Raw genomic sequence first — 20,994 nt, 5'->3', positions numbered from 1 at the left:
TTATAAGGAACTAGAACCAGCATTAGCGGCTAAGTAGTCACCGCCAATGCTGCAGATAAGCAGGTTAAGCTAAAGCAATTAACATAGCCTTGAAGGCGAGTGAGTTAATTCTCAATCAAATACTGACTAATTTCATCAAGAAAATCACCGCCGAAGCGACTTAGCTTTCGCTCACCGACACCATTTACTGCCAGCATTTCACCGGCACTGGTGGGCACCATCGCCGCCATTTCCGCTAAGGTGGCATCATTGAACACCAAGTATGGTGGCACATCATGTTTTTCAGCCAGTTCACGGCGCAGTAGCTTGAGCCTGGCAAACAATTTACGATCATATTGCTGCGGTGCACGTGATGAACTGGTGCGGCGCTTAGTAGTCACTAATTGAATGCGAGGTTCAGCTAGCTGTAAGCTGGCTTCCCCGCGTAATATTGGTCGTGCTGATTCATTTAGCTTTACTGAAGAGCCGCGAGTAATATCTTGGCTAGCTAAACCTAAATGAATAAGTTGCCTAATCACACTGAGCCAATATTCATGACTGTGATCTTTACCAATGCCCCAAGTGGACAGCTTGTTATGGCCGCGATCCATCACGTTGGCAGCTTTTGAGCCCCGCAATACATCAATGACTTGGTTAACACCGAAATATTGATTGAGTCTAAAAATGCACGACAGCACTTTTTTGGCATCTTCGCTGCCATCATAACGCTTAGGAGGGTCGAGACAAATATCACAGTTACCACAAGGTTTTGAGCCACTTTCATCAAAGTAATGCAGTAATACTTGTCGACGGCAGGTTTGCGCTTCAGCAAAGGCTGCCATGGTATTCATTTTATGTAATTCAACGTCTTGCTGTGGGCCAGGTTCTGATTGCTCAATCAAGTGCTTAACGCGGCCTATATCGGCAGGATCAAACAACATATAAGCTTCGGCATCTAAACCATCACGGCCGGCACGGCCTGTTTCTTGATAATAAGACTCTACACTTTTGGGGATATCGTAATGCACCACAAAGCGGACGTTGGATTTGTTAATCCCCATACCAAATGCCACAGTGGCGACCACAATATCGATTTTGTCTTTTAAAAACTTATCTTGAATCGCGCCGCGCTCTTCTTGGGTCATCCCCGCATGATACGCCGCTGCACTAAAGCCTTGCAGTTTTAAGCGATCGGCAACTTCATCGACTCGCCTACGGCTACTACAATAAATGATGCCATTACTGCCCTTTTGCAATTGTAAAAACTGTTTGAGCTGGTTAGCGGCATTAAGTTTTTCAACCACGGTATAGCGAATATTGGGACGGTCAAAACTGGAGAGTAAACAAAAAGGACTGATTTGAAGGCGCTGACAAATACTTTCACGGGTGGCCTGATCGGCCGTCGCGGTTAACGCCATCAGTGGCACATACGGGAACAACTGTTTCAGTTGGCCAAGGGCGGCATATTCAGGTCTAAAATCATGACCCCATTGACTAATACAGTGAGCCTCATCAATGGCAAAAAGTGAGATTTGTAACTCATGCATCCGCTCGATAAAGTCAGGCCGCAGCAAACGCTCTGGTGATACATAAAGCAGTTTAATTTCGCCTTTGTGTAAGCGTTTTAAAATCTCAACGGTTTCATCGCGGGGTAAAGAGGAATTCAAATATGCGGCGGCAACACCTGACTGAGTCAAGCTATCAACTTGATCTTTCATTAACGAAATCAGCGGCGAGACCACAATGGTTAATCCCGGGAGGATCAATGCTGGCAACTGATAACACATACTCTTACCGCCACCGGTTGGCATAATCACTAGGGTATCTTGGCCACTTAAGGTCTGCTCAATGATCTCACGCTGACCTTCGCGAAAGTCACGATAACCAAAGATTTGCTGTAATTGCTGTCCAAGCACATCTTCCACAACTGGGGTTGCTGAGACAATCGCTTGCGCTGGAACTTGAGACTCGACTGGGCTAGAAATAAGATTATCCATTAATAGGGCTTGAGATCAGATGCAGCATTTTAAAGCACTGAGGCGAAGATGTCTGCACACAAACCGCAACAGCTCAAATATGCAGCATTGATTTTACCAAAGGGATTAGGCTAGATTAAATGCTCTACAATAATAACGATAGAAATTAGGCTGCATATGACTACGGATGTCCAACTACAAGCATTAAAGCAAGTCGCTGAAATATTTGACCAACATGTGCCATTTCATAATTTACTCGGCTTAGAGATAAAGCGCTATGACGAAAATGGTGTCGAAGTGGTGATAAAAATGAAGCCTGAGCTTATTGGTAATATTCATCAAAATATTTTACACGGCGGAGTGACGGCAACCTTGCTCGATGTAGTTGGCGGGCTGACCTGTTTTGCCGGATTAGTATCAAGCAGAGACGACTGGACCTTGGAGCAATTACAACAACGTCTAACCACCTTAGGCACCATTGATATGCGGGTTGATTTTTTGCGCCCTGGACGTGGAGAAATATTTACTGGCACTGGCTGCGTCATTCGTTCAGGTAATCGGGTGTCAGTCTGTCGCATGGAATTACATAACGAACAAGGTACCCATATCGCCTTCGGTACTGGGACCTATATGGTAGGTTAACTCATTAGGACTAAATCCATAAAAACCAACACAAACATAAACTTAAAACATCTTAGTTTGCCGCTTTATACCAACTGCGATAATGCTGAGGCTAATTAGTGGATCTTATTGAAAAATGATCCAGCGATTAGCTTGAGAGATCGACAAAGGCAACCTACAATCGCCCTCTCTTTGTCAGTTGTTTGTGGAAATTCATGCAAGATATTGAAACACGTAAAGGCATTATCCTCGCCATTTGTGCTTATTGCTTATGGGGCATAGCACCACTGTATTTTAAATTACTGGCTGATGTGTCAGCCTTCGAAATCTTGGCTCACCGCGTGGTGTGGTCCTTTATCTTTATCATCATTTTAATGCAGTTTATTGGCGGATTTTCACGCCTAACACTGTTATTGAAAAAGCCAAAACAATTACTGGTGTTGGCGCTGACCTCGGTACTGATTGCACTTAATTGGCTGATTTTCATTTGGGCGATCAACAACGGCCACATGCTCGATGCCAGTTTAGGTTATTTCATTAATCCACTATTTAACGTATTGCTTGGAATGGTATTTTTATCTGAGCGGTTACGAAAATTACAGTGGTTTGCGGTGGCGCTTGCCTGTATCGGGGTGCTCATCCAGCTCATCTCCTTTGGCTCTATCCCATTGGTGTCTTTAGCGCTGGCAGCATCATTTGGTTTTTATGGTTTATTACGTAAAAAAGTCAACATTGATGCTAAAGCGGGTTTATTGGTTGAAACCGCTATTTTACTGCCTGTGGCATTAGCTTATTTAGCCCTAACGCTTGATACCGCATCGGCAAATATGCTCACTAACGATATTGGAATGAACTTAACCTTAGTGGCCGCAGGTATTGTTACCACCATTCCACTATTGTGCTTTGCAGGGGCAGCCATTCGTATCCCATTATCCATGCTAGGTTTTTTCCAGTATATTGGCCCAAGTATCATGTTCATGTTGGCAATATTTTTATTCAAAGAGCCTTTTGATATTGAAAAAGGGGTCACATTTGGCTTTATTTGGAGTGCATTAGTGTTGTTTACCGCTGATATGGCGCTGCAGCGCCGTCGCCGTTTAAAGCAAAGCTAATAGCTATCGCCTTTTCAATGCTTCATTGCCGCAATGGCTTTCATTGCGGCCTCGTTATCCTCTAGGGTTACTAGCATTACATAGCCTCTAGTGGTTGGCAGTAGCAAGGCATCGTCCCTTGTGAGTGACACCAGCGCCTTATCGCCGTTTTTAAGGGTAAACCATCCTAGTGAGTATCCGGCAATGCCTATGCCGTTTGTACGCCACTGTGGCGTTAATTCTAATTCAGTTGTTAAGTCCACTACTCTCGCTTGCTGCCAAAGTAATTCATCCGTGTTGAAATCCTGACTGTAAAGGGGGATCGATAACGTCAAAGGCTTATTGTCAGGCTTTAGCGTCAACTGGCTATTATTGGTTTGATACAGGGTCCATGAGAACAGCATAAACAGGAATAAAATAATCCCGTAGCTAACATACAACGCAGTGCTCGGTAATTTCTTTACCCAAATCAGCGCCGTTAGCCCTACTAACCCAACCAGCACCCCGACAAAATTGAACATGCCGTGACTGCTTAATCCTGCTAATGCTATTTCAGTCATTTTTCCTACTTAGTGATGTGTTTTTATAAGGATACATCTTTATTCATTTTTCAATATTATCACAATCTTCATAACATGCTGACCGGCATAGTTTTATCACCCCAAATCTTGCCTAAAAATCAGTAACCATGATGAGTTAACATCTGAAATACACAAAAATGCCACCGTAAAGTAACCTCCACGGTGGCATTGCTATAACGGCACAATCGCAATACAGCTTACAAGTCCAACGCCAGAACTTTTGAATTGCGTTGGAAGTTATACAGCTTCTTTTTTGCGTTAGGCAGCTGTTCAACATCAACAATATTAAAGCCGAACTCCAAGAACCAATGAATACTGCGGGTGGTTAAGGCAAACAGTTTCGAATAACCTCGAACCCGTGCTTGGCCAATAATATTGTTCAGCAACACACTGCCTCTGTCAGCATCACGATAGTCTTGATGCACCACTAAACAGGCAAACTCACCAGCATTGTCTTCTTCAAAGGGATATAACGCCGCGCAGCCAATGACTAAGCTATCGCGCTCAATCAACATAAACTGCTCAATTTCCATTTCCAGCTGCTCACGGGAGCGGCGCACTAGCACCCCTTGCTCCTCTAATGGGCGAATAAGGTCTAATACTCCACCGATATCGCCAATGGTGGCGCGTCTTAAGCGCTCAGCGCTTTCAGTAACAATTTGGGTACCAATACCTTCACGGGAGAACAACTCTTGTAGCAAAGTGCCATCTTCAAGGTAGCTCACCAAGTGACAACGTGGAATGCCATTACGACAAGCATCAATACTGGCCTTTAAAAATGCCATGGTGCCCACACAGGATTTACCCGCCGTTTGCATTTCATCCAAGATGGACTGCGCGCCATTTGGCATCAGCTCAGCAATCACCTCGCCGTCTTTGCCCAAAATGCCGTGGGTATTACTAAAACCAATAATTTTGTCGGCTTTAAGCTTTATAGCCACTTTGGTGGCCACTTCTTCGGCAGTTAAGTTAAAACATTCGCCAGTGACAGAAACCGCAATAGGCCCCATCAATACAATACAATTTTTTTCCAGCTGGCGTTCAATACCTTGAGTATCAATACGGCGCACTTTGCCCGTTAGGCAAAAATCCACCCCGTCATCGACTCCCAAAGGCTGAGCAATAACAAAGTTGCCACTGACAAGGTTGATTTGTGCATTTTGCATTGGGGTGTTGCCAAGGCTCATTGACAGCCTTGCTGTAATATCAAATTGCACTGAGCCTGCAACTTGTTTAATCACTTTTAATGAGTCTTCATCAGTAATGCGCACGCCGTTGTGATAACTCGGTTCAATACCCGCACTGTGCATGGCGCTATCAATTTGCGGCCTTGCGCCGTAGACCAACACCACTTTAATCCCTAAGGAGTGCAACAAGGCGACATCGTTTAAGATGCCTCTAAATTGATTATGCAGCAGGGCTTCGCCGCCAAGCATGACAACAAAGGTTTTTCCGCGATGAACATTAACGTATGGCGCTGAATGGCGGAAACCATCAACCAGCTCTGTGGTTCTTAAAGGCACATTAACCCCTAAACAAATAATCAATCAGAACAGTCAGTGACAAAACCACCAACAAATATAATTACGCAATAATATTGCATTTAAATTCACTTTAAAAGCATTTTATCGCATTAGTAATAGTTTTAGACCATAAATAGTGCCTATAAAGCAGTAAATAAGCTCACATAACCGCCAAATAGTTCAAATGGCGTTTATGCATAAGGCGGCAATATAGCGTCAATAAGTGAATAATGAAGACAAAATAAGCGTAACGACCTCTATCACTGTAAGGCGTTGTTTATAAAGCAAGAGAAAAGCATAACTGATTGAAATTGATAACGCGGAGATCTGGATTACATTTTTGACAGGCAAAAAAAAAGCCCCATAAAGGGACTTTTTTAAAAGAACAAAATCAATTACTTGATTTTAGCTTCTTTGTACATAACATGCTGGCGAATAACTGGATCAAATTTCTTGATTTCCATTTTTTCAGGCATGTTACGCTTATTTTTTTCAGTAGTGTAGAAGTGACCAGTTTTAGCACTAGATACTAATTTGATCTTCTCACGATTACCTTTAGATTTAGCCATTTTCTATTATACCTTCTCGCCGCGGGCACGAAGTTCTTTAACAACAACTTCAATACCTTTTTTGTCGATGATACGGATACCTTTGGTAGATACACGTAGTTGCACGAAGCGTTTTTCTTCTTCTAACCAAAAACGGTGGTTTTGTAGGTTAGGTAAAAAACGACGACGAGTCGAATTTTTAGCGTGCGAACGGTTGTTACCAACCATAGGCTTCTTGCCAGTAACTTGGCATACTCTTGACATGTCAATCTTCTCCAAAAACAATTTTAAAACGCTCGAGCATTTATGTGCCTCGTGTGGCCGTCGCCCGAGGCACAAAGAGGGCGCATTTTATACACGATAACAAAAATAAGGTCAAGCGTTGTTTAATTTATCCACCCGCGTTCAGCAAAAGAAACTATCTCCTGATCGCCTACAACCATATGATCTAAAAGAGAAACATCGATAGTAGATAAGGCTTTTTTTAATCTGTCAGTAATTTGCCGATCTGCCTGACTTGGCTCTGCAATGCCAGACGGGTGATTATGACACACTATGACTGCCGCAGCTTTTTTTTCCAACACCAAGCTCACCACTTCACGTGGGTAGACTGATGCAGAATTAATCGTTCCGCGGAATAATTCTACAAATTGAATCACTCTATGTTGGCTATCCAACAATAGTAATGCAAACACTTCATAGGATCGGTCTGATAATTGTCTCATTAAATAGTCCCGAGTTAAATCAGGATTTACCAAAATTTGCCCTCTACGCAGATTTTCTTGCGAAATTCGCTTAGAAATCTCCGATGCCGCCTGTAATTGGGCATATTTTACCGGCCCAACACCCGACAATTGGCAAACTTGACTACGCGGTGCACAAAATAAAGCCCTTAATCCGCCAAACTGACCAATCATATCTCGGGCAAGATCGACCGCATTTTGACCTGCTATGCCATTTCGCAGTAAAACCGCCAGTAACTCGGCATCCGATAAATGCCCTGCACCTAAATGTAATAATTTGTCTCTTGGCCCTTCTCCTTCAGGCCAGTCTTTAATCGCCATAAACACTCCTTGTTTAATGTCATCCGTGATGGGGGCACTCATACTTGTATGAGTAAGTTATAGATAGTGGGTAGCAATAACTTTTTGTAAATAGCGAGTTGTGACCCTTAGTTGTTGTGACCCTTAGCACATCATTATGGTCTATATTTTTAATTTCGGATCATCATCCTTATTTAGATTGTGATATCTTAGCCGCAATATCGCGATGAGCAGGATTGAGCAAAACATGCTGACAAATAAAAAAGTCCTTCTAGGCATAGGTGGTGGTATTGCTGCCTATAAAAGTGCCGACTTAATACGCCGCCTTAAAGAGCGCGGTGCTGATGTTCGTGTGGTCATGAGCCAAAGCGCCATGGAGTTTATTACCCCACTGACAATTCAAGCGCTATCAGGTCATCCTGTGGCCTCAGATTTACTCGATCCAGCAGCTGAAGCCGCAATGGGTCATATTGAGCTCGCCAGATGGGCTGATGTGGTTATCGTCGCACCAGCGACAGCTAACCTCATTGCGCGTATTAATGCAGGTATGGCAGATGAACTGTTAACCACCACCTGCCTTGCTACTGAAGCGCCAATTATCGTTTGCCCAGCCATGAACCAGCAAATGTATCGCAACCTTGCAACCCAAGAGAACCTTGCCAACATTAAACGTAAAGGCATCACCGTTTGGGGCCCTGCCAGTGGCGATCAAGCTTGTGGCGAAGTCGGCCCAGGTCGAATGCAAGAGCCCTTGGCCATTGCTGAGCAACTGGTGCAGTATTTCGCCCCAGCTGAAAAACCATTAAACGGTTACAAATTGATCCTGACTGCGGGCCCAACCCGTGAAGCAATCGATCCGGTTCGATACATCTCTAACCATAGCTCAGGTAAAATGGGCTTTTCATTAGCCGCAGCCGCAACCCAAATGGGCGCTGAAGTCACCCTCATTAGCGGCCCTGTTAATCTGGCCACACCTTCAGGCGTTAAGCGCATCAATGTCGAATCAGCACAACAGATGTTAGATGCCGTCATGGAAAACATTGAAGACCAAGCTATTTTTATCGGCTGCGCTGCAGTGGCCGATTACCGCATCGCCACCGTCGCTGAATCTAAAATCAAAAAGTCGGCTGAGCATATGCAACTTGCGCTCGTTCGCAATCCTGATATCTTAGCCAGCGTTTCAGCGCTAAAAAATCGACCTTTCACTGTAGGTTTTGCTGCAGAGACCGATAACGTAGAAGAATATGCCCGTGGCAAGCTTGAACGCAAAAAATTAGATCTTATTGCTGCCAATGACGTATCAATTGCAGGTCTAGGGTTTAACGCCGATAACAATGCGCTGCAGGTGTTCTGGAAAGACGGTAGTGAAAAACTACCCGCAACAGACAAACTGACACTGGCAACGCAATTACTTACTTTGATAGCAGCAAAGATTAAAACATCATGAAAACACCTGTAGAACTTAAACTTCTCGACTCGCGTATTGGCAGCGAGTTTCCTTTACCTGCTTATGCCACCCCAGGCAGTGCAGGTATGGACTTACGTGCCATGATTGATACCACCATGGTTATCGAGCCAGGTGAAACCGTATTAATCCCAACTGGCATAGCTGTACATGTTGCCGATCCAAGCTTAGCTGCCGTGATCTTGCCTCGCTCAGGCTTAGGTCATAAACATGGCATCGTATTAGGCAATTTAGTCGGCTTAATTGATTCAGACTACCAAGGCCCCTTAATGGTGTCTTGCTGGAACCGCAGCGATAAAGCCTACAGCATCGAAATAGGCGATCGTTTAGCGCAGTTAGTTTTTGTGCCTGTAGTACAGGCGCAGTTTACCTTAGTCGATGAGTTTGATACCTCAGAACGTGGTGAAGGTGGATTTGGTCATTCTGGCACCAAATAACCTTTACAAGTAGTCACAATCCTAGGAATAAATAATGGCGGCTAGCCCAAAAATAAATCGTCGTGAGCACATTTTACAGTGCCTTGCGCATATGCTGGAAACCAGCCCTGGTCAACGTATTACCACTGCTAAGTTGGCAGCTGAAGTTGGTGTTTCAGAAGCGGCGTTATATCGCCACTTCCCAAGTAAAGCGAGAATGTTTGAAGGCTTGATCGAGTTTATTGAAGATGCGATTTTATCACGCTTGAATATCATCATGGATGAAGAAAAAGACACCATGAAACGTTGTGAGCTGGTACTGCAACTCTTACTGGTGTTTTCAGAGCGTAACCCGGGGATCTCACGGGTGCTCAATGGTGATGCACTTTTAGGTGAAAATGAACGTTTACGCAGCCGCATTAGCGCACTGTTTGCCAAAATTGAAACCCAAATCAAACAAATACTGCGTGAAAAAACCCTCCGTGAAGGCAAAGGTTTTAATATCGACGAAGCCATACTTGCCAACCTACTGCTTGCAGTAGCAGAAGGGAGAATCGCTCAGTTTGTGCGTAGTGAGTTCAAACAAAAGCCCACTAAGCACTTCGATGAACAGTGGCAGTTTATTCAGCAGCAACTGTTGAGAAGCTAACCTATTAGCATTGCTAATATCGCTTATTATGGTCGTTGAATTAACACAAAACAACAACATATCTAAAACGCACTTCGGTGCGTTTTTTATTGCCGATAAATTGTATTTGTTAATTAAATGTCGTACTTTGGCTTTAGTTTATCGATAGCTATCGATAAATATTACCACTACAAAAATTAACAAGGATGTTTATGAAACACACTGCTGTTATTGCAGCCTGTCTGCTGGCCTTTATTCCCTCAATATCTCATGCGGCATCATTATCTGATGCGAGCCTTTTCAGTAAAGGGGCAAAGTTTAGCGATGTCAAAATTTCTCCAGAAGGTGATTACCTCAGTGCATTAACTAGCCACAATGGCAAAAAAACCTTAGTTATTTTAGAAACAAAAACCAAAAAGCTGCTCAATGCGCTCAACTTTCCAGGTAATGCCGAAGTCGGCAATTATGTATGGGCAAACCATGAACGTATTGTGCTACAAAAAGTCTATTTAAAAGGTTGGTCCGACATTCCACAATATTATGGCGAATTATTTGCTATTAACGCTGATGGCTCACGCAAAAAATACTTATTTGGCTATAACAGTGGCGAGCAACAAACCGGTTCCCATATAAAGAAAAACACCGCTATTAATGCCACTGCATTCATACTTGATCCAATGCCAGAAAACAATAAACACATGCTGGTCAATGCGATACCATGGAGCAGTGCGCTTTCGAGAGGTTATGATAGCCTTCAAGATGTATATCGTGTCGATCTCTATACTGGTAAAAGACGCAAAATCGTTACCTCTCCCATAGGTAAAGCTAGCTTTTTAACCAATCATACAGGCGAAGTAAAATTTGTAGCTGGTATAGATAGTCAAAATAAAACCCAAATATTTTATCGCCATGAAGGCGATTGGCTGAACAGTAGCAAGCTTAATCTTGGTTTGACTGATTTTTATCCCATTTCATTCGCCAATAACCCTGACACCATTTTTGCCGCAGGCAGAGAAGACAATCACACCTTGGGGGTGTATAAAATTGATTTAACTAGCGGCGAAAAGCAACTGGTTGTTCAAGATGAAGATGTTGACCCAAGCAACTATTGGATTAATAAAAAAACCAAACAGCTTTATGCCGTCGAATTCGATAGCGGATATCCAACTTATGCCTTTGTAGATAAACAAGATCCCCACTCCAAACTAGTTAAACAATTGCTGGCATCACTACCTGGACATCAAATCCAAATAGTCAGTGAAACTAACGACGCTAAACTCGCTATCATTAAAGCCTTCAACGATCGCAACCCTGGTGATTACTACTTATTTGATACCGAAAACACCAAACTTGAATATCTTTTGTCTGAAAAAAGCTGGCTAGACCCTGATGCCATGGCTGAAGTGAAACCTATCAGCTTCACCAGTCGTGATGGCAAAACGATTTCTGGTTACCTCACCTTGCCCGCAGGTAAAGAAGCCAAAAACCTACCACTGATTGTTAACCCCCATGGCGGCCCACATTATATCCGCGACAATTGGGGTTTTGACCCACAAAATCAGTTACTGGCGAATCAAGGCATGGCGGTATTACAGGTTAACTTTCGAGGTTCAGGTGGTTTTGGTGGACAATTTCAACAAGATGGTTATCAAAAGTGGGGCTCTGAGATTCAATACGACATCATTGATGGCACCAAATATGTAGTTGACCAAGGTTTTGCAGATAAAGATCGCATTTGTATTGTGGGCGGCAGTTTTGGCGGCTACAGCGCCCTACAAAGTGCCATTATTGAGCCTGATTTATTCAAGTGCGCCATTGGCTTTGCCGGTGTTTACGATTTAGAAATGATGTTTGAAGAAGGTGATGTACAAGAATCTCGAAGTGGCACTAGCTATTTAAAAGATGTGCTTGGGGAAAACCCTCAACAACTTAAAGCCATGTCACCCGCCTTTAATACCGATAAGCTTAAAGCCAGCTTATTACTCGTTCATGGCGGCAATGATGAGAGAGCACCCATTGAGCAGTTAGAGTCATTAGAAAAAGGCTTAAAGCAGCACAAATACCCTTATCAAAAACTAGTCATGGATGATGAGGGTCATGGCTTTTATAATGATGAACATAGAGCCAAATACTACAATAAGATGTTGAGTTTTTTGAAAGATAATCTCAAGTTGTAATTTTGTCGCCTCACACCAAAGCCGATACTTGACTAAAAAGGTCGGCTTTTTTTATTTCAATAATATTAATTTGACCTAAATCACGTTATTATCCCGTCCCTGATCTTTGATGCAGCGCTTGCCCATAAAGCGTTAACGTCATTTTTAGCATACACTCATTAAGTATTACCCCTGTGGTTGGAGGATAAGATGGCACTAAGTGAAGCCGCGTTGAAAGTTAAAGCAGCACTAACTGAACAAGGGCTTGAAACCCCAATGCTGCCTCAAACTTACACAGCAGAAGAGCGTAAGCAGAAAATTGAGCATCATATGAAAGAAATCCTGACATTAATGTCGCTGGATTTATCGGATGATAGCTTGATGGACACCCCACGCCGCATTGCCAAAATGTATGTTGATGAGATTTTCTCTGGGCTTGATTACCAGAACTTCCCTAAAATCACCGTCATCGATAATAAGATGGGCGTTGATGAAATGGTGCGAGTGCAAGATATCAGCCTCACCAGTACCTGTGAGCACCATTTAGTGACTATTGATGGCTTTGCCACCGTTGCTTACTTGCCACGCACTAAAATCATCGGTTTATCAAAAATCAACCGCATTGTGCGCTTTTTTGCCCAGCGTCCACAAGTGCAAGAAAGACTGACCCAGCAAGTGTTAGTGGCATTACAAACCTTGCTTGAAACCAAAGATGTGGCGGTAAAAATGGATGCAGTGCATTACTGCGTTAAATCTCGCGGCGTGATGGACTCAACCAGTTCAACCACCACCACAGCGTTAGGTGGGGTGTTTAAATCAAATCCTGCTACCCGCGCTGAGTTTTTACATCAGTCTAAGTGCTAATTAAATACTATTGATTAGAAGATGGTAATTGCACAACCAAACACAAAAAAGCCAGACATCATGTCTGGCTTTTGCTTTCTCGCTATTAATACAAAACAGATTAAATACCGTATTGCGCTCGATAAGCACTCACTGACGCTAGCTCTTTTTCCATGCCAGGTTTTTCAGATAAATAGCTAATCAAGTCAGACAGCTTAACGATAGAAACGATGTCACAGCCAAAGTCACGCTCAACTTCTTGAATAGCTGATAACTCGCCTTTGCCTTTTTCTTGTCTGTCTAGGGCAATCAATACGCCTGCAAGGCTTGCATCATGGGCTTCAATGATTTCCATCGATTCACGAATTGCGGTGCCCGCGGTGATCACATCATCCACTAACATCACTTTGCCAGCAAGTTCACTACCCACTAATGAGCCGCCTTCACCATGAGTTTTCGCCTCTTTACGGTTAAAGCAATATGGCACATCTTTATCATGATGATCGCACAAGGCAACCACTGTGGTCGTTGCAATTGGAATGCCCTTATAAGCAGGGCCAAACACTAAATCGTAATCGATACCAGAATCAACTAATGCAGCAGCATAAAAGCGACCAAGACGTGCTAAATCACGACCCGTATTGAATAAACCCGCATTAAAAAAGTATGGGCTAGTACGGCCTGATTTCAGGGTAAACTCACCAAAGCGTAATACCTGACGCTCAAGCGCAAATTCAATAAACTCACGTTGATATGCTTTCACATTATCTCCTTTATACTGTTATCATTTTTTGTAGAATACATTTTAAAAAAGGGCCCTAATGGGCCCTTAATTCAAATCAATTTTTAGCTTAATGCCGCTTTCTGAATGTCCACGATTTCGCGGATGCCGTGCTTGGCTAACTCAAGTAAGCTTAATAGCTCTTCATGACTGAATGGCTCGCCTTCAGCAGTACCTTGGATCTCAATCATCTTACCGGTTTCTGTCATAACAACGTTCATGTCAGTTTCAGCAGCGCTATCTTCGATATATTCTAAATCGCAGATTGGCTCACCTTTATAAATACCAACACTAACAGCAGCAATAAGGAACTTAAGCGGGTTAGTTTTTAAAATACCTTTACCACGAGCCCAGTTCAGCGCGTCAACTAATGCAACACAAGCACCAGTAATCGCTGCAGTACGTGTTCCGCCGTCAGCTTGAATCACGTCACAATCGATAACGATAGTGTTTTCACCCAATGCTTTCATATCAACAGCTGCACGTAATGAACGGCCGATTAAGCGTTGGATTTCTTGAGTACGACCAGACTGCTTGCCACGAGCAGCTTCACGTTGCATACGGCTATGAGTCGAACGCGGAAGCATACCGTATTCAGCAGTTACCCAGCCTTGGCCTTGGCCTTTAAGAAAACGTGGTACGCCTTCTTCAAAACTGGCAGTACATAAAACTTTTGTGTCACCAAATTCAACCAACACCGAACCTTCAGCGTGAGCTGTAAATTGACGAGTAATCGTAACTGGACGAGATTGTGCAGGTGTTCTGTCGCTTGGACGCATATGCATTTCCTATAGTGTGGAATTGATGACTTAATTTCGCAGCATATTATAGTGACTTGTTTCAGTGGATGCCACGCTTAACAAAACCCTTATTGGATTTTTATTAACAAAACGGCACACTGAGGGATTAAATATTGTTTAAATGATGTGAGACACATGAAAATTGCCATCTTTGGTGCCGGCTCAACAGGCTGTTTTTTAGCAGGCGAACTCAAGCTCGCTAAGCTTGATGTCAGTGTTATTTGCCGGCCACGGATTAAACACAGCATTATTGAAAATAACGGTATTCGGCTTACCGACTATCAAGGCTTAGATCAACGCGTCATGCCAGATGCACTGATGACCGATATCAACCAGTCTGTTAATAAGAGCCGTAATAAAAGTGATAATAATAGCGGCGATAATGAGCAAATAACGCAATTCGATGTCATCTTTGTCACCCTAAAATGCCACCAACTCACCAGCATCATCGATGACTTATTAGCAATATCAACCCAGCAAAGCGCCATCGTATTAATGCAAAATGGCCTAGGTAGCCTTGAAATTCTTCAGCAAGCCTTTAAAAACCGCAATCAAGTAAGGCAAATCTTTCAGGGCATCACCCCGTTTAATGTATTGCAGCAAGACAACGCCAGCTTTCATAAAGGCACTGAAGGGGTATTTACCTTCGAAACATGCCCGCAAACTCACGCCATTGACACCGCGATGAACAATGCACAGGCAAATATCAGCTGCACATTAGCAACCGATATGACGGCCATTATTAATGGTAAATTACTGCTCAACCTCAATAACGCCTTAAACGCCATATGTGATGTACCGATAAAGCAGCAATTAAGCCAGCGCAAAACCCGAAAACTGCTGGCCATGGCAATGCAAGAGTGGCTTAAGGTCTGCAAACAAGCACACTTACCACTGGCCCAATTCACCAAAGTTAAACCCCGCTTGCTACCGCTGATTTTATCGCTACCTGATAGCTTATTTACCTTGATAGCAAAACCCATGTTGGCAATCGACCCGCACGCACGTTCATCGATGTGGCAAGATATACAAGCACAGCGCCCCACAGAAATTGATTACCTAAATGGCGCAGTCGTAAAGCTTGGGCTCAACCACCAAGTGGCAACCCCAGTAAACAGCGCCATAGTCGCAGGAATTAAAAAATTAGAGCAAGGCAAGACAATCAGTATCGATGAGATTTACCTCATGATCCGAGCTTAACTCGCACCTATATAGCGCCAGCACTTACAGAAAGTTAGCCCTGATATACCGCTAGCATTGCTTTCAGCTAGATACAAAAAAGCCGAGCTCATCACTGCATGCAGCAACCAACTCGGCTTTTTAACGCCTTAAAACAATTAATAGTCGTAAATAGTCTCGCTAAATCTACTTAGTCTTTTTAATCATAGGCAGCACCAACAGCGCCACACCTACCACTAAAAATGGAATACTCAATAATTGCCCTGCACTCATTGTCCAATCTGTGGCATAAGCGGCTTGCTTAACCTTGACCATTTCGATGGCCCAACGTGCGCTGAATACGCTACACAAGAACAGTCCAAAAATAACCCCGTGCTTTTGTTTTAAGTTGGTAAATTTATACACAGCAAACAAAGCAATAAAGATAACTAAATAGCTAATGGCCTCATATAACTGCGCCGGATGGCGCGGCAGCATATCAATACGTTCGAAAATAATGCCCCACGGTTTAGTGGTCGGTAGCCCTAAAATCTCTGAATTGGCAAAGTTTGCCATCCGTACAAAAAAGCCAAATATCGCTGTCGCAATGGCTAAGCGGTCAAGTAAAAACAAAAACGGCATATCGGTTTTACGCTTGTAATAGTAAAGCGCTAAAATGGCACCTAAACCACCGCCATGGCTGGCTAAACCGCCTTCCCAAATGGCCAAAATCTTCATTGGATTGGCAAAATAATAACTTGGATCGTAAAAAAAACAGTGCGCTAAACGGGCGCCAACAATAATCCCCACCACACAATAAGTCAGTAGATTATCTAGCGATGCGACATCTAAACCTTCTTTTTTGTACATGTGCTTCATAACTTGAAAACCACTGGCAATGGCTACCGCAAACAAAGCCCCATACCAATGTACTTGTAAACCCATAAATGAAATTAATACTGGGTCGAGATTCCACACAAAATGGTCCAATTGACTACTCCAAACATTAACAACCACTCACGCAGCAGGCGTGAGCAAATAATTGCCGCTACTATAAACAATTCATCGGCTTAATTCGATGACTATGGTCACCACAGCAGACTATTTCCATGATAGGTAGACGACACTCGTACCTTAATCGCAATGCTGTGACTGATAAAAGGCGCTTAAGTTGCACACTAACCAGTATAAATAGCTCAAAAGCCAGTTGATAAAACTTGCTAAGCTTTGACCTTCACAATCAGCAGACTATAATCGACACACTATTACGTTGCTAATTAATCAGGGTTCACAATGATCCAAAGTATGACCGCCTACGCTCGCATTGAGCACAAAGCCGAATGGGGCACAGCCTCGTGGGAAATCCGCTCAGTCAATCAACGCTACTTAGAAACCTACTTACGCTTACCAGAGCAAATGCGTAGCCTAGAGCCAGTATTGCGCGATCGCCTACGTAAACGCTTAAACCGCGGCAAGGTTGAGGTCAACTTACGTTATGAACTATCAGAGTCTGGCAGCAGTGAAATGCGCCTAAACCAAGACTTGGCCAAGCAACTACTTAACGCAGCAGAGTGGTTAAAGAAAGAATCTAGCCATGGCGAGCTTAACTTAGCCGACATTCTACGCTGGCCTGGTGTGATGTCTGGCGCAGAGCAAGACATGGGCGACATCAATAAAGACTTACTGGTGGCTTTTGATGGCGCTGTAGCGCAATTTATCGAAGCTCGCGGCCGTGAAGGTGAAGCAATCAACACTATGCTGCAAACCCGCCTAGACCAAATTGTTGAACAAGTGGCCATCGTGCGCGAGCACATGCCAGCCGTGATGCAATGGCAACGTGACAAGCTAACCAACCGTTTAGCTGAAATCACCGGCGAACTTGATCCAGCGCGTATGGAACAAGAAATGGTATTGCTTGCACAAAAGATGGATGTCGCAGAAGAAATGGATCGCCTTGATGCACACGTTGCAGAAACGCGCTTAATCCTCAAAAAAGGTGGCGCACAAGGCCGCCGCTTAGATTTCATGATGCAAGAATTCAACCGTGAATCTAACACCCTAGCGTCTAAGTCAATCAGTGCAGAAGTCACCGCCGCAGCGGTAGAACTTAAAGTCTTGATTGAGCAAATGAGAGAACAAATTCAGAACGTTGAGTAAGCATTTTACACGCGTTTTATAAAACTAAGCCCAGCGAATGCTGGGCTTTCTATTTTAGTTTGTAAAGTTTGTAGGCCTTATAACAACCTTCGTTTCACACGCTACAACAGGTAAAACTAACCCATAGTGAGTTTGATTGCTTGTTTGGTGCCTTGAGCCCTTAATGACTATCCCATAGGTTATATCGCATTAAGGGATACTTCATGAGCTGGTACTCCAATACATTTCAGCTTCCTTAAGTGCATTCTATTGTTAATAAAAAAGGCTAATTCACGAATATCGAAGATAAAACACTGGTCAAAGCTGACTTAATCACTAGCTATGTTACAGTGAGTCTTATCGCTGAATTATCACCAAGTTATCGTTATTTAAGAAGGTTTTGTGGAACAACTCACTATCGTCATTGATTTTTTAGCCACCTATAAGTTGTTTGTTACCGTACTCATCATTGTGCTTATATCGATGCTTAAACGCTTTGTGGTGTCTAAAATTCGTGGTGATATCGCTTTTGTGAGCGAAGGGCAGCGTAAGTGGATGTCGCGGACTAAAAACGGCACTTTCATCTTAATCGTGATGATTTTATTTTTACTGTGGCAGACAGAAATCAATAAGTTCGCGCTGTCTGTGACCGCGATTGCCATTGCCTTTGTGGTGGCGTCGAAAGAGATTATTCTGTGTTTTACCGGCTCCATTCAGCGGGCTAGTTCGCGCTCATTCGTGATTGGTGATTGGATTGAAGTGGGTAAGCTGTGCGGCGAGGTGATTGAACATAATTTAATGGCGACGGTGATCCAAGAAATCGACTTGCACCATGGTCAGTACCATTACACCGGTAAAACAGTCACCTTCCCTAATAGTATGTTTTTTAGTTATGCGGTGAAAAACCTCAATTTCATGAAGCGTTATGTTTACCATAGCTTTTCCATTACCGTGGTTGAGTTTGTAAACTTGTATCCGCTGTTTCCTGCATTAACCAGCAAGATTGAAGCCCACTGTGAAGACTTTTTTGAAGTAGCAACTCGCTATAATAATATTATTGAAAGACATGCTGGCGTTGACCTGCCAGGACCTGAGCCACATATTCATATCCATAGCGGCCCTGCGGGTGAGCAAATGGTGCATATTATGATTTTTTGCCCCACTGAACGGGCAACCCATTTAGAGCAACACATTAGAGAAGACTTTATGATTGCCTATCATGAGGCGTTTCCTAAAGCGGCTGAAACGAGTGCTTGAGTTAACCTGCTAGGCTAATGTTCAGGGATAATGCTTCGAGCTGATACTTTGAGCTAAAGATTTACCCAAAAAGAAGCCACTCAATCGAGTGGCTTTATTTATGCTAAAAATCGAGCTATCTAACTCACTGAATGCAGTACATCATGTAGTTGCTGTAGGTCTTTGACTTCAAACGTTGGCGTAATGCCATCGACGGTTTGTTTACCGTGATGATTGAGCCAACAGGTATCAATCCCAGCATTAACGCCGCCTAAAATATCTGAATGCAGGTTATCGCCCACCATCAAAATATTGTGCTTTTCAGGGTTACCCATCAGCTTAAAGGTATGCTCAAAAATACTGACATCGGGTTTGGCTTTACCAAACTCTTCAGAAATCACCACATGCTCAAATGACGACTTAAAGCCGGTGCGTTCAAGGCGCACATTTTGCAGCTCAGTTAAGCCGTTGGTGATTATGCCTAAATTGGCTTTGCCTTTTAGGCTATCAACCAGCTGTTTCGCCCCCGGTAATGGCTGACAGATATCGGCCATGGCCGCTAAAAAATCACTGTTAAGTTGCTTGGTAGTGACATTGAGCTTTTCAGCCCAATGTAAAAAGCGGGTGTGTTGCAGCTGCGCGGCATCAATTAATCCTTGTTGATAATCCAGCCAAAGCTGCTTGTTTACCGATTGATAAAATTCAAAATCACTGGCTTTAAAATCAATATCAAAGTGTGAAAACATCAGCTTTAGGCCGCTAAATATATCAAAATCAAACAGGGTTTCATCGGCGTCAAACAATATCCATTGGTACTTCATGGTTCAGCCTTATCGACGTTTTGGTTTATGAAAATGATTTGAAACAGCCTAGTTATTATTCAAATAGCGTCACTAATTGCGCTTCTTGGGCAACCAAGCTGTTATATATGGTTAACTGGTTTGCCGCGCGATCGAGGTTATGGCCCTCACGATGAATACCAAAGTACACATCACCATTTAAATGATCGGTTAAAAACCGCGAACCTAGCATCAACGCCATCACTTTAATGCCTAACCACAGGCTGCGTTTTTCCAGCGGTGTTAATATTGCAGATAACTGCTCGGTATAGGCTTGAGTGGCTGCTTTAATAATCTCAGGGCGAGCAATGACTTTATCGAGCGCTGTAGAGTCTTCTTCCTCAGGTGAGCAAAACGCCCGTACCATGTCACCAAAGTCATACATTAAGTAGCCTTTCATGCAAGTGTCGATATCGATGACTGCCATGCTAGACATATCACGCTTATCAAACAGCATATTGTTGATTTTTGTGTCGTTATGGCAAATACGAAGTGGCAGTTGTTGCTCCACTTGGGCGAGCTCAGCAAATAAGGCTTGTTGCGATAACACTAAATCAACCCATTGCTGACAATCTGCTAAGCGCTGAGATTTATCATCAGCAACCGCTTGTTTAAGCTGTTGGATACGAAGAGGAAGGTTTAAGAAGTTAGGAATAACATCTTGTAAGCTATTAGCATCTAAATCACTCAATGCATGTGCAAAATGACCAAAAGCGCTGGCGGCCATTTTGGCTTCATCTTGATTAGTCACCACTTCAATTGTATGGCTATTGGCTAAATAGCTAATGGCTCGCCAATAACCTTTATCACCAAGGTTTACCGACAAACTTCCATCTTTAAGAACCACAGGCGAAATAACATCGAGCTGGTATTCACCCAAGGTAGATTTTTGGATGAGGTGATGACTCACTTTAGCAGCATTGTCGATTAACACGTCAGGTTTGGTGAACACTGTGGTATTAATTTGCTGTAGCACCATTTGCCCTGCTGGCCACTTAACCAAATAGGTTTGGTTAATATGACCATTGCCCAAAGGCGCAATAGTGGCACTTGTTACATCTGATGCTGCAATTCCATATAAAGGCAAAATTGTTTGCCTAATAAACTCAACCACCCAACACTCCATATCTTTTCTTTGCAAGCCAAACAGTTTAAGCCATCGCAGCCGGCAACA

The 20,994-nt window shown here is 43.3% G+C and carries 21 protein-coding genes; 10 read left to right on the top strand and 11 right to left on the bottom strand.

Features of this window, described 5'->3' with window-relative positions; translation table 11 throughout:
* Positions 1-104 precede the first annotated feature (104 nt).
* Positions 105-1,976, bottom strand: coding sequence for a DNA helicase RecQ (gene recQ, locus Q4533_RS05650; RefSeq protein WP_102440201.1), 1,872 nt, complete (start codon positions 1,974-1,976; stop codon positions 105-107).
* 156 nt (positions 1,977-2,132) lie between these two features.
* Here recQ and Q4533_RS05645 point away from each other — a divergent pair, with 156 nt between their 5' ends.
* Both Q4533_RS05645 and rarD read left to right on the top strand, forming a co-directional pair.
* The gene (locus Q4533_RS05645; RefSeq protein WP_102440200.1) at positions 2,133-2,597 is read left to right on the top strand and encodes a thioesterase family protein; all 465 of its coding nucleotides are present in this window, start codon (positions 2,133-2,135) and stop codon (positions 2,595-2,597) included.
* Between the two features lie 194 nt (positions 2,598-2,791).
* On the top strand, positions 2,792-3,688 hold the full coding sequence (gene rarD / locus Q4533_RS05640) for an EamA family transporter RarD (RefSeq protein ID WP_102476562.1): 897 nt from the start codon (positions 2,792-2,794) through the stop codon (positions 3,686-3,688).
* Positions 3,689-3,702: 14 nt separating this feature from the next.
* On the opposite strand, the gene Q4533_RS05635 is transcribed toward rarD, so the two are convergent.
* The 5 genes from Q4533_RS05635 to radC form a co-directional block, all read right to left on the bottom strand.
* Complete coding sequence (locus Q4533_RS05635) at positions 3,703-4,227, bottom strand: PH domain-containing protein (RefSeq protein ID WP_303502248.1); 525 nt, start codon at positions 4,225-4,227, stop codon at positions 3,703-3,705.
* A 218-nt stretch (positions 4,228-4,445) separates the two neighbouring features.
* Positions 4,446-5,771, bottom strand: a complete 1,326-nt coding sequence (gene argA, locus Q4533_RS05630; protein WP_102440197.1) for an amino-acid N-acetyltransferase — start codon at positions 5,769-5,771, stop codon at positions 4,446-4,448.
* A 395-nt stretch (positions 5,772-6,166) separates the two neighbouring features.
* Entirely contained in the window at positions 6,167-6,340 is a 174-nt protein-coding gene (gene rpmG / locus Q4533_RS05625) for a 50S ribosomal protein L33 (RefSeq protein WP_011494790.1), read from the bottom strand.
* A 6-nt stretch (positions 6,341-6,346) separates the two neighbouring features.
* Complete coding sequence (gene rpmB / locus Q4533_RS05620; protein ID WP_055025225.1) at positions 6,347-6,583, bottom strand: 50S ribosomal protein L28; 237 nt, start codon at positions 6,581-6,583, stop codon at positions 6,347-6,349.
* Between the two features lie 122 nt (positions 6,584-6,705).
* A complete protein-coding gene (gene radC / locus Q4533_RS05615; RefSeq protein ID WP_303502271.1) occupies positions 6,706-7,383 on the bottom strand; it encodes a DNA repair protein RadC in 678 nt (225 codons plus the stop codon).
* 226 nt (positions 7,384-7,609) lie between these two features.
* Here radC and coaBC point away from each other — a divergent pair, with 226 nt between their 5' ends.
* From coaBC to folE, 5 genes are all read left to right on the top strand, one after another.
* The gene (gene coaBC / locus Q4533_RS05610) at positions 7,610-8,809 is read left to right on the top strand and encodes a bifunctional phosphopantothenoylcysteine decarboxylase/phosphopantothenate--cysteine ligase CoaBC (protein ID WP_102476564.1); all 1,200 of its coding nucleotides are present in this window, start codon (positions 7,610-7,612) and stop codon (positions 8,807-8,809) included.
* Positions 8,806-9,264, top strand: coding sequence for a dUTP diphosphatase (gene dut / locus Q4533_RS05605; RefSeq protein WP_076538029.1), 459 nt, complete (start codon positions 8,806-8,808; stop codon positions 9,262-9,264). The genes coaBC and dut overlap by 4 nt, the downstream gene beginning before the upstream one ends.
* A 34-nt stretch (positions 9,265-9,298) precedes the next feature.
* The gene (slmA, locus tag Q4533_RS05600) at positions 9,299-9,892 is read left to right on the top strand and encodes a nucleoid occlusion factor SlmA (protein ID WP_076538032.1); all 594 of its coding nucleotides are present in this window, start codon (positions 9,299-9,301) and stop codon (positions 9,890-9,892) included.
* A gap of 185 nt (positions 9,893-10,077) precedes the next feature.
* Complete coding sequence (locus tag Q4533_RS05595) at positions 10,078-12,048, top strand: S9 family peptidase (protein ID WP_303446595.1); 1,971 nt, start codon at positions 10,078-10,080, stop codon at positions 12,046-12,048.
* 189 nt (positions 12,049-12,237) lie between these two features.
* Positions 12,238-12,891, top strand: a complete 654-nt coding sequence (gene folE / locus Q4533_RS05590) for a GTP cyclohydrolase I FolE (protein ID WP_303459391.1) — start codon at positions 12,238-12,240, stop codon at positions 12,889-12,891.
* A 100-nt stretch (positions 12,892-12,991) separates the two neighbouring features.
* Here the strand turns inward: folE and pyrE are convergent, their stop codons facing one another.
* A complete protein-coding gene (gene pyrE, locus Q4533_RS05585) occupies positions 12,992-13,633 on the bottom strand; it encodes an orotate phosphoribosyltransferase (protein ID WP_102440193.1) in 642 nt (213 codons plus the stop codon).
* A gap of 83 nt (positions 13,634-13,716) precedes the next feature.
* Positions 13,717-14,430, bottom strand: coding sequence for a ribonuclease PH (gene rph / locus Q4533_RS05580; RefSeq protein ID WP_102440192.1), 714 nt, complete (start codon positions 14,428-14,430; stop codon positions 13,717-13,719).
* Positions 14,431-14,586: 156 nt separating this feature from the next.
* On the opposite strand from rph, the gene Q4533_RS05575 reads away from it, so the two are divergent.
* Positions 14,587-15,651: a 2-dehydropantoate 2-reductase gene (locus Q4533_RS05575; protein ID WP_303502245.1), complete on the top strand. Its 1,065-nt coding sequence runs from the start codon at positions 14,587-14,589 to the stop codon at positions 15,649-15,651.
* 165 nt (positions 15,652-15,816) lie between these two features.
* On the opposite strand, the gene lgt is transcribed toward Q4533_RS05575, so the two are convergent.
* On the bottom strand, positions 15,817-16,599 hold the full coding sequence (gene lgt / locus Q4533_RS05570; RefSeq protein WP_102520343.1) for a prolipoprotein diacylglyceryl transferase: 783 nt from the start codon (positions 16,597-16,599) through the stop codon (positions 15,817-15,819).
* Positions 16,600-16,902: 303 nt separating this feature from the next.
* On the opposite strand from lgt, the gene Q4533_RS05565 reads away from it, so the two are divergent.
* Positions 16,903-17,766: a YicC/YloC family endoribonuclease gene (locus Q4533_RS05565; protein WP_102440189.1), complete on the top strand. Its 864-nt coding sequence runs from the start codon at positions 16,903-16,905 to the stop codon at positions 17,764-17,766.
* A gap of 381 nt (positions 17,767-18,147) precedes the next feature.
* Positions 18,148-19,002: a mechanosensitive ion channel family protein gene (locus Q4533_RS05560; protein WP_303502243.1), complete on the top strand. Its 855-nt coding sequence runs from the start codon at positions 18,148-18,150 to the stop codon at positions 19,000-19,002.
* A 119-nt stretch (positions 19,003-19,121) separates the two neighbouring features.
* Here Q4533_RS05560 and yjjG read toward each other — a convergent pair whose 3' ends face one another.
* The gene (yjjG, locus tag Q4533_RS05555) at positions 19,122-19,802 is read right to left on the bottom strand and encodes a pyrimidine 5'-nucleotidase (RefSeq protein WP_303502242.1); all 681 of its coding nucleotides are present in this window, start codon (positions 19,800-19,802) and stop codon (positions 19,122-19,124) included.
* A gap of 55 nt (positions 19,803-19,857) precedes the next feature.
* Complete coding sequence (locus tag Q4533_RS05550) at positions 19,858-20,934, bottom strand: phosphotransferase enzyme family protein (protein WP_102476601.1); 1,077 nt, start codon at positions 20,932-20,934, stop codon at positions 19,858-19,860.
* Positions 20,935-20,994 lie beyond the last annotated feature (60 nt).

It is taken from the genome of Shewanella sp. 6_MG-2023, assembly GCF_030547195.1.
In the GTDB taxonomy this organism is placed as follows: Bacteria; Pseudomonadota; Gammaproteobacteria; order Enterobacterales; family Shewanellaceae; genus Shewanella.
The sequence above is the reverse complement of the archived record's forward strand: the minus strand, read 5'-3'. Positions and strand labels throughout refer to the sequence as shown.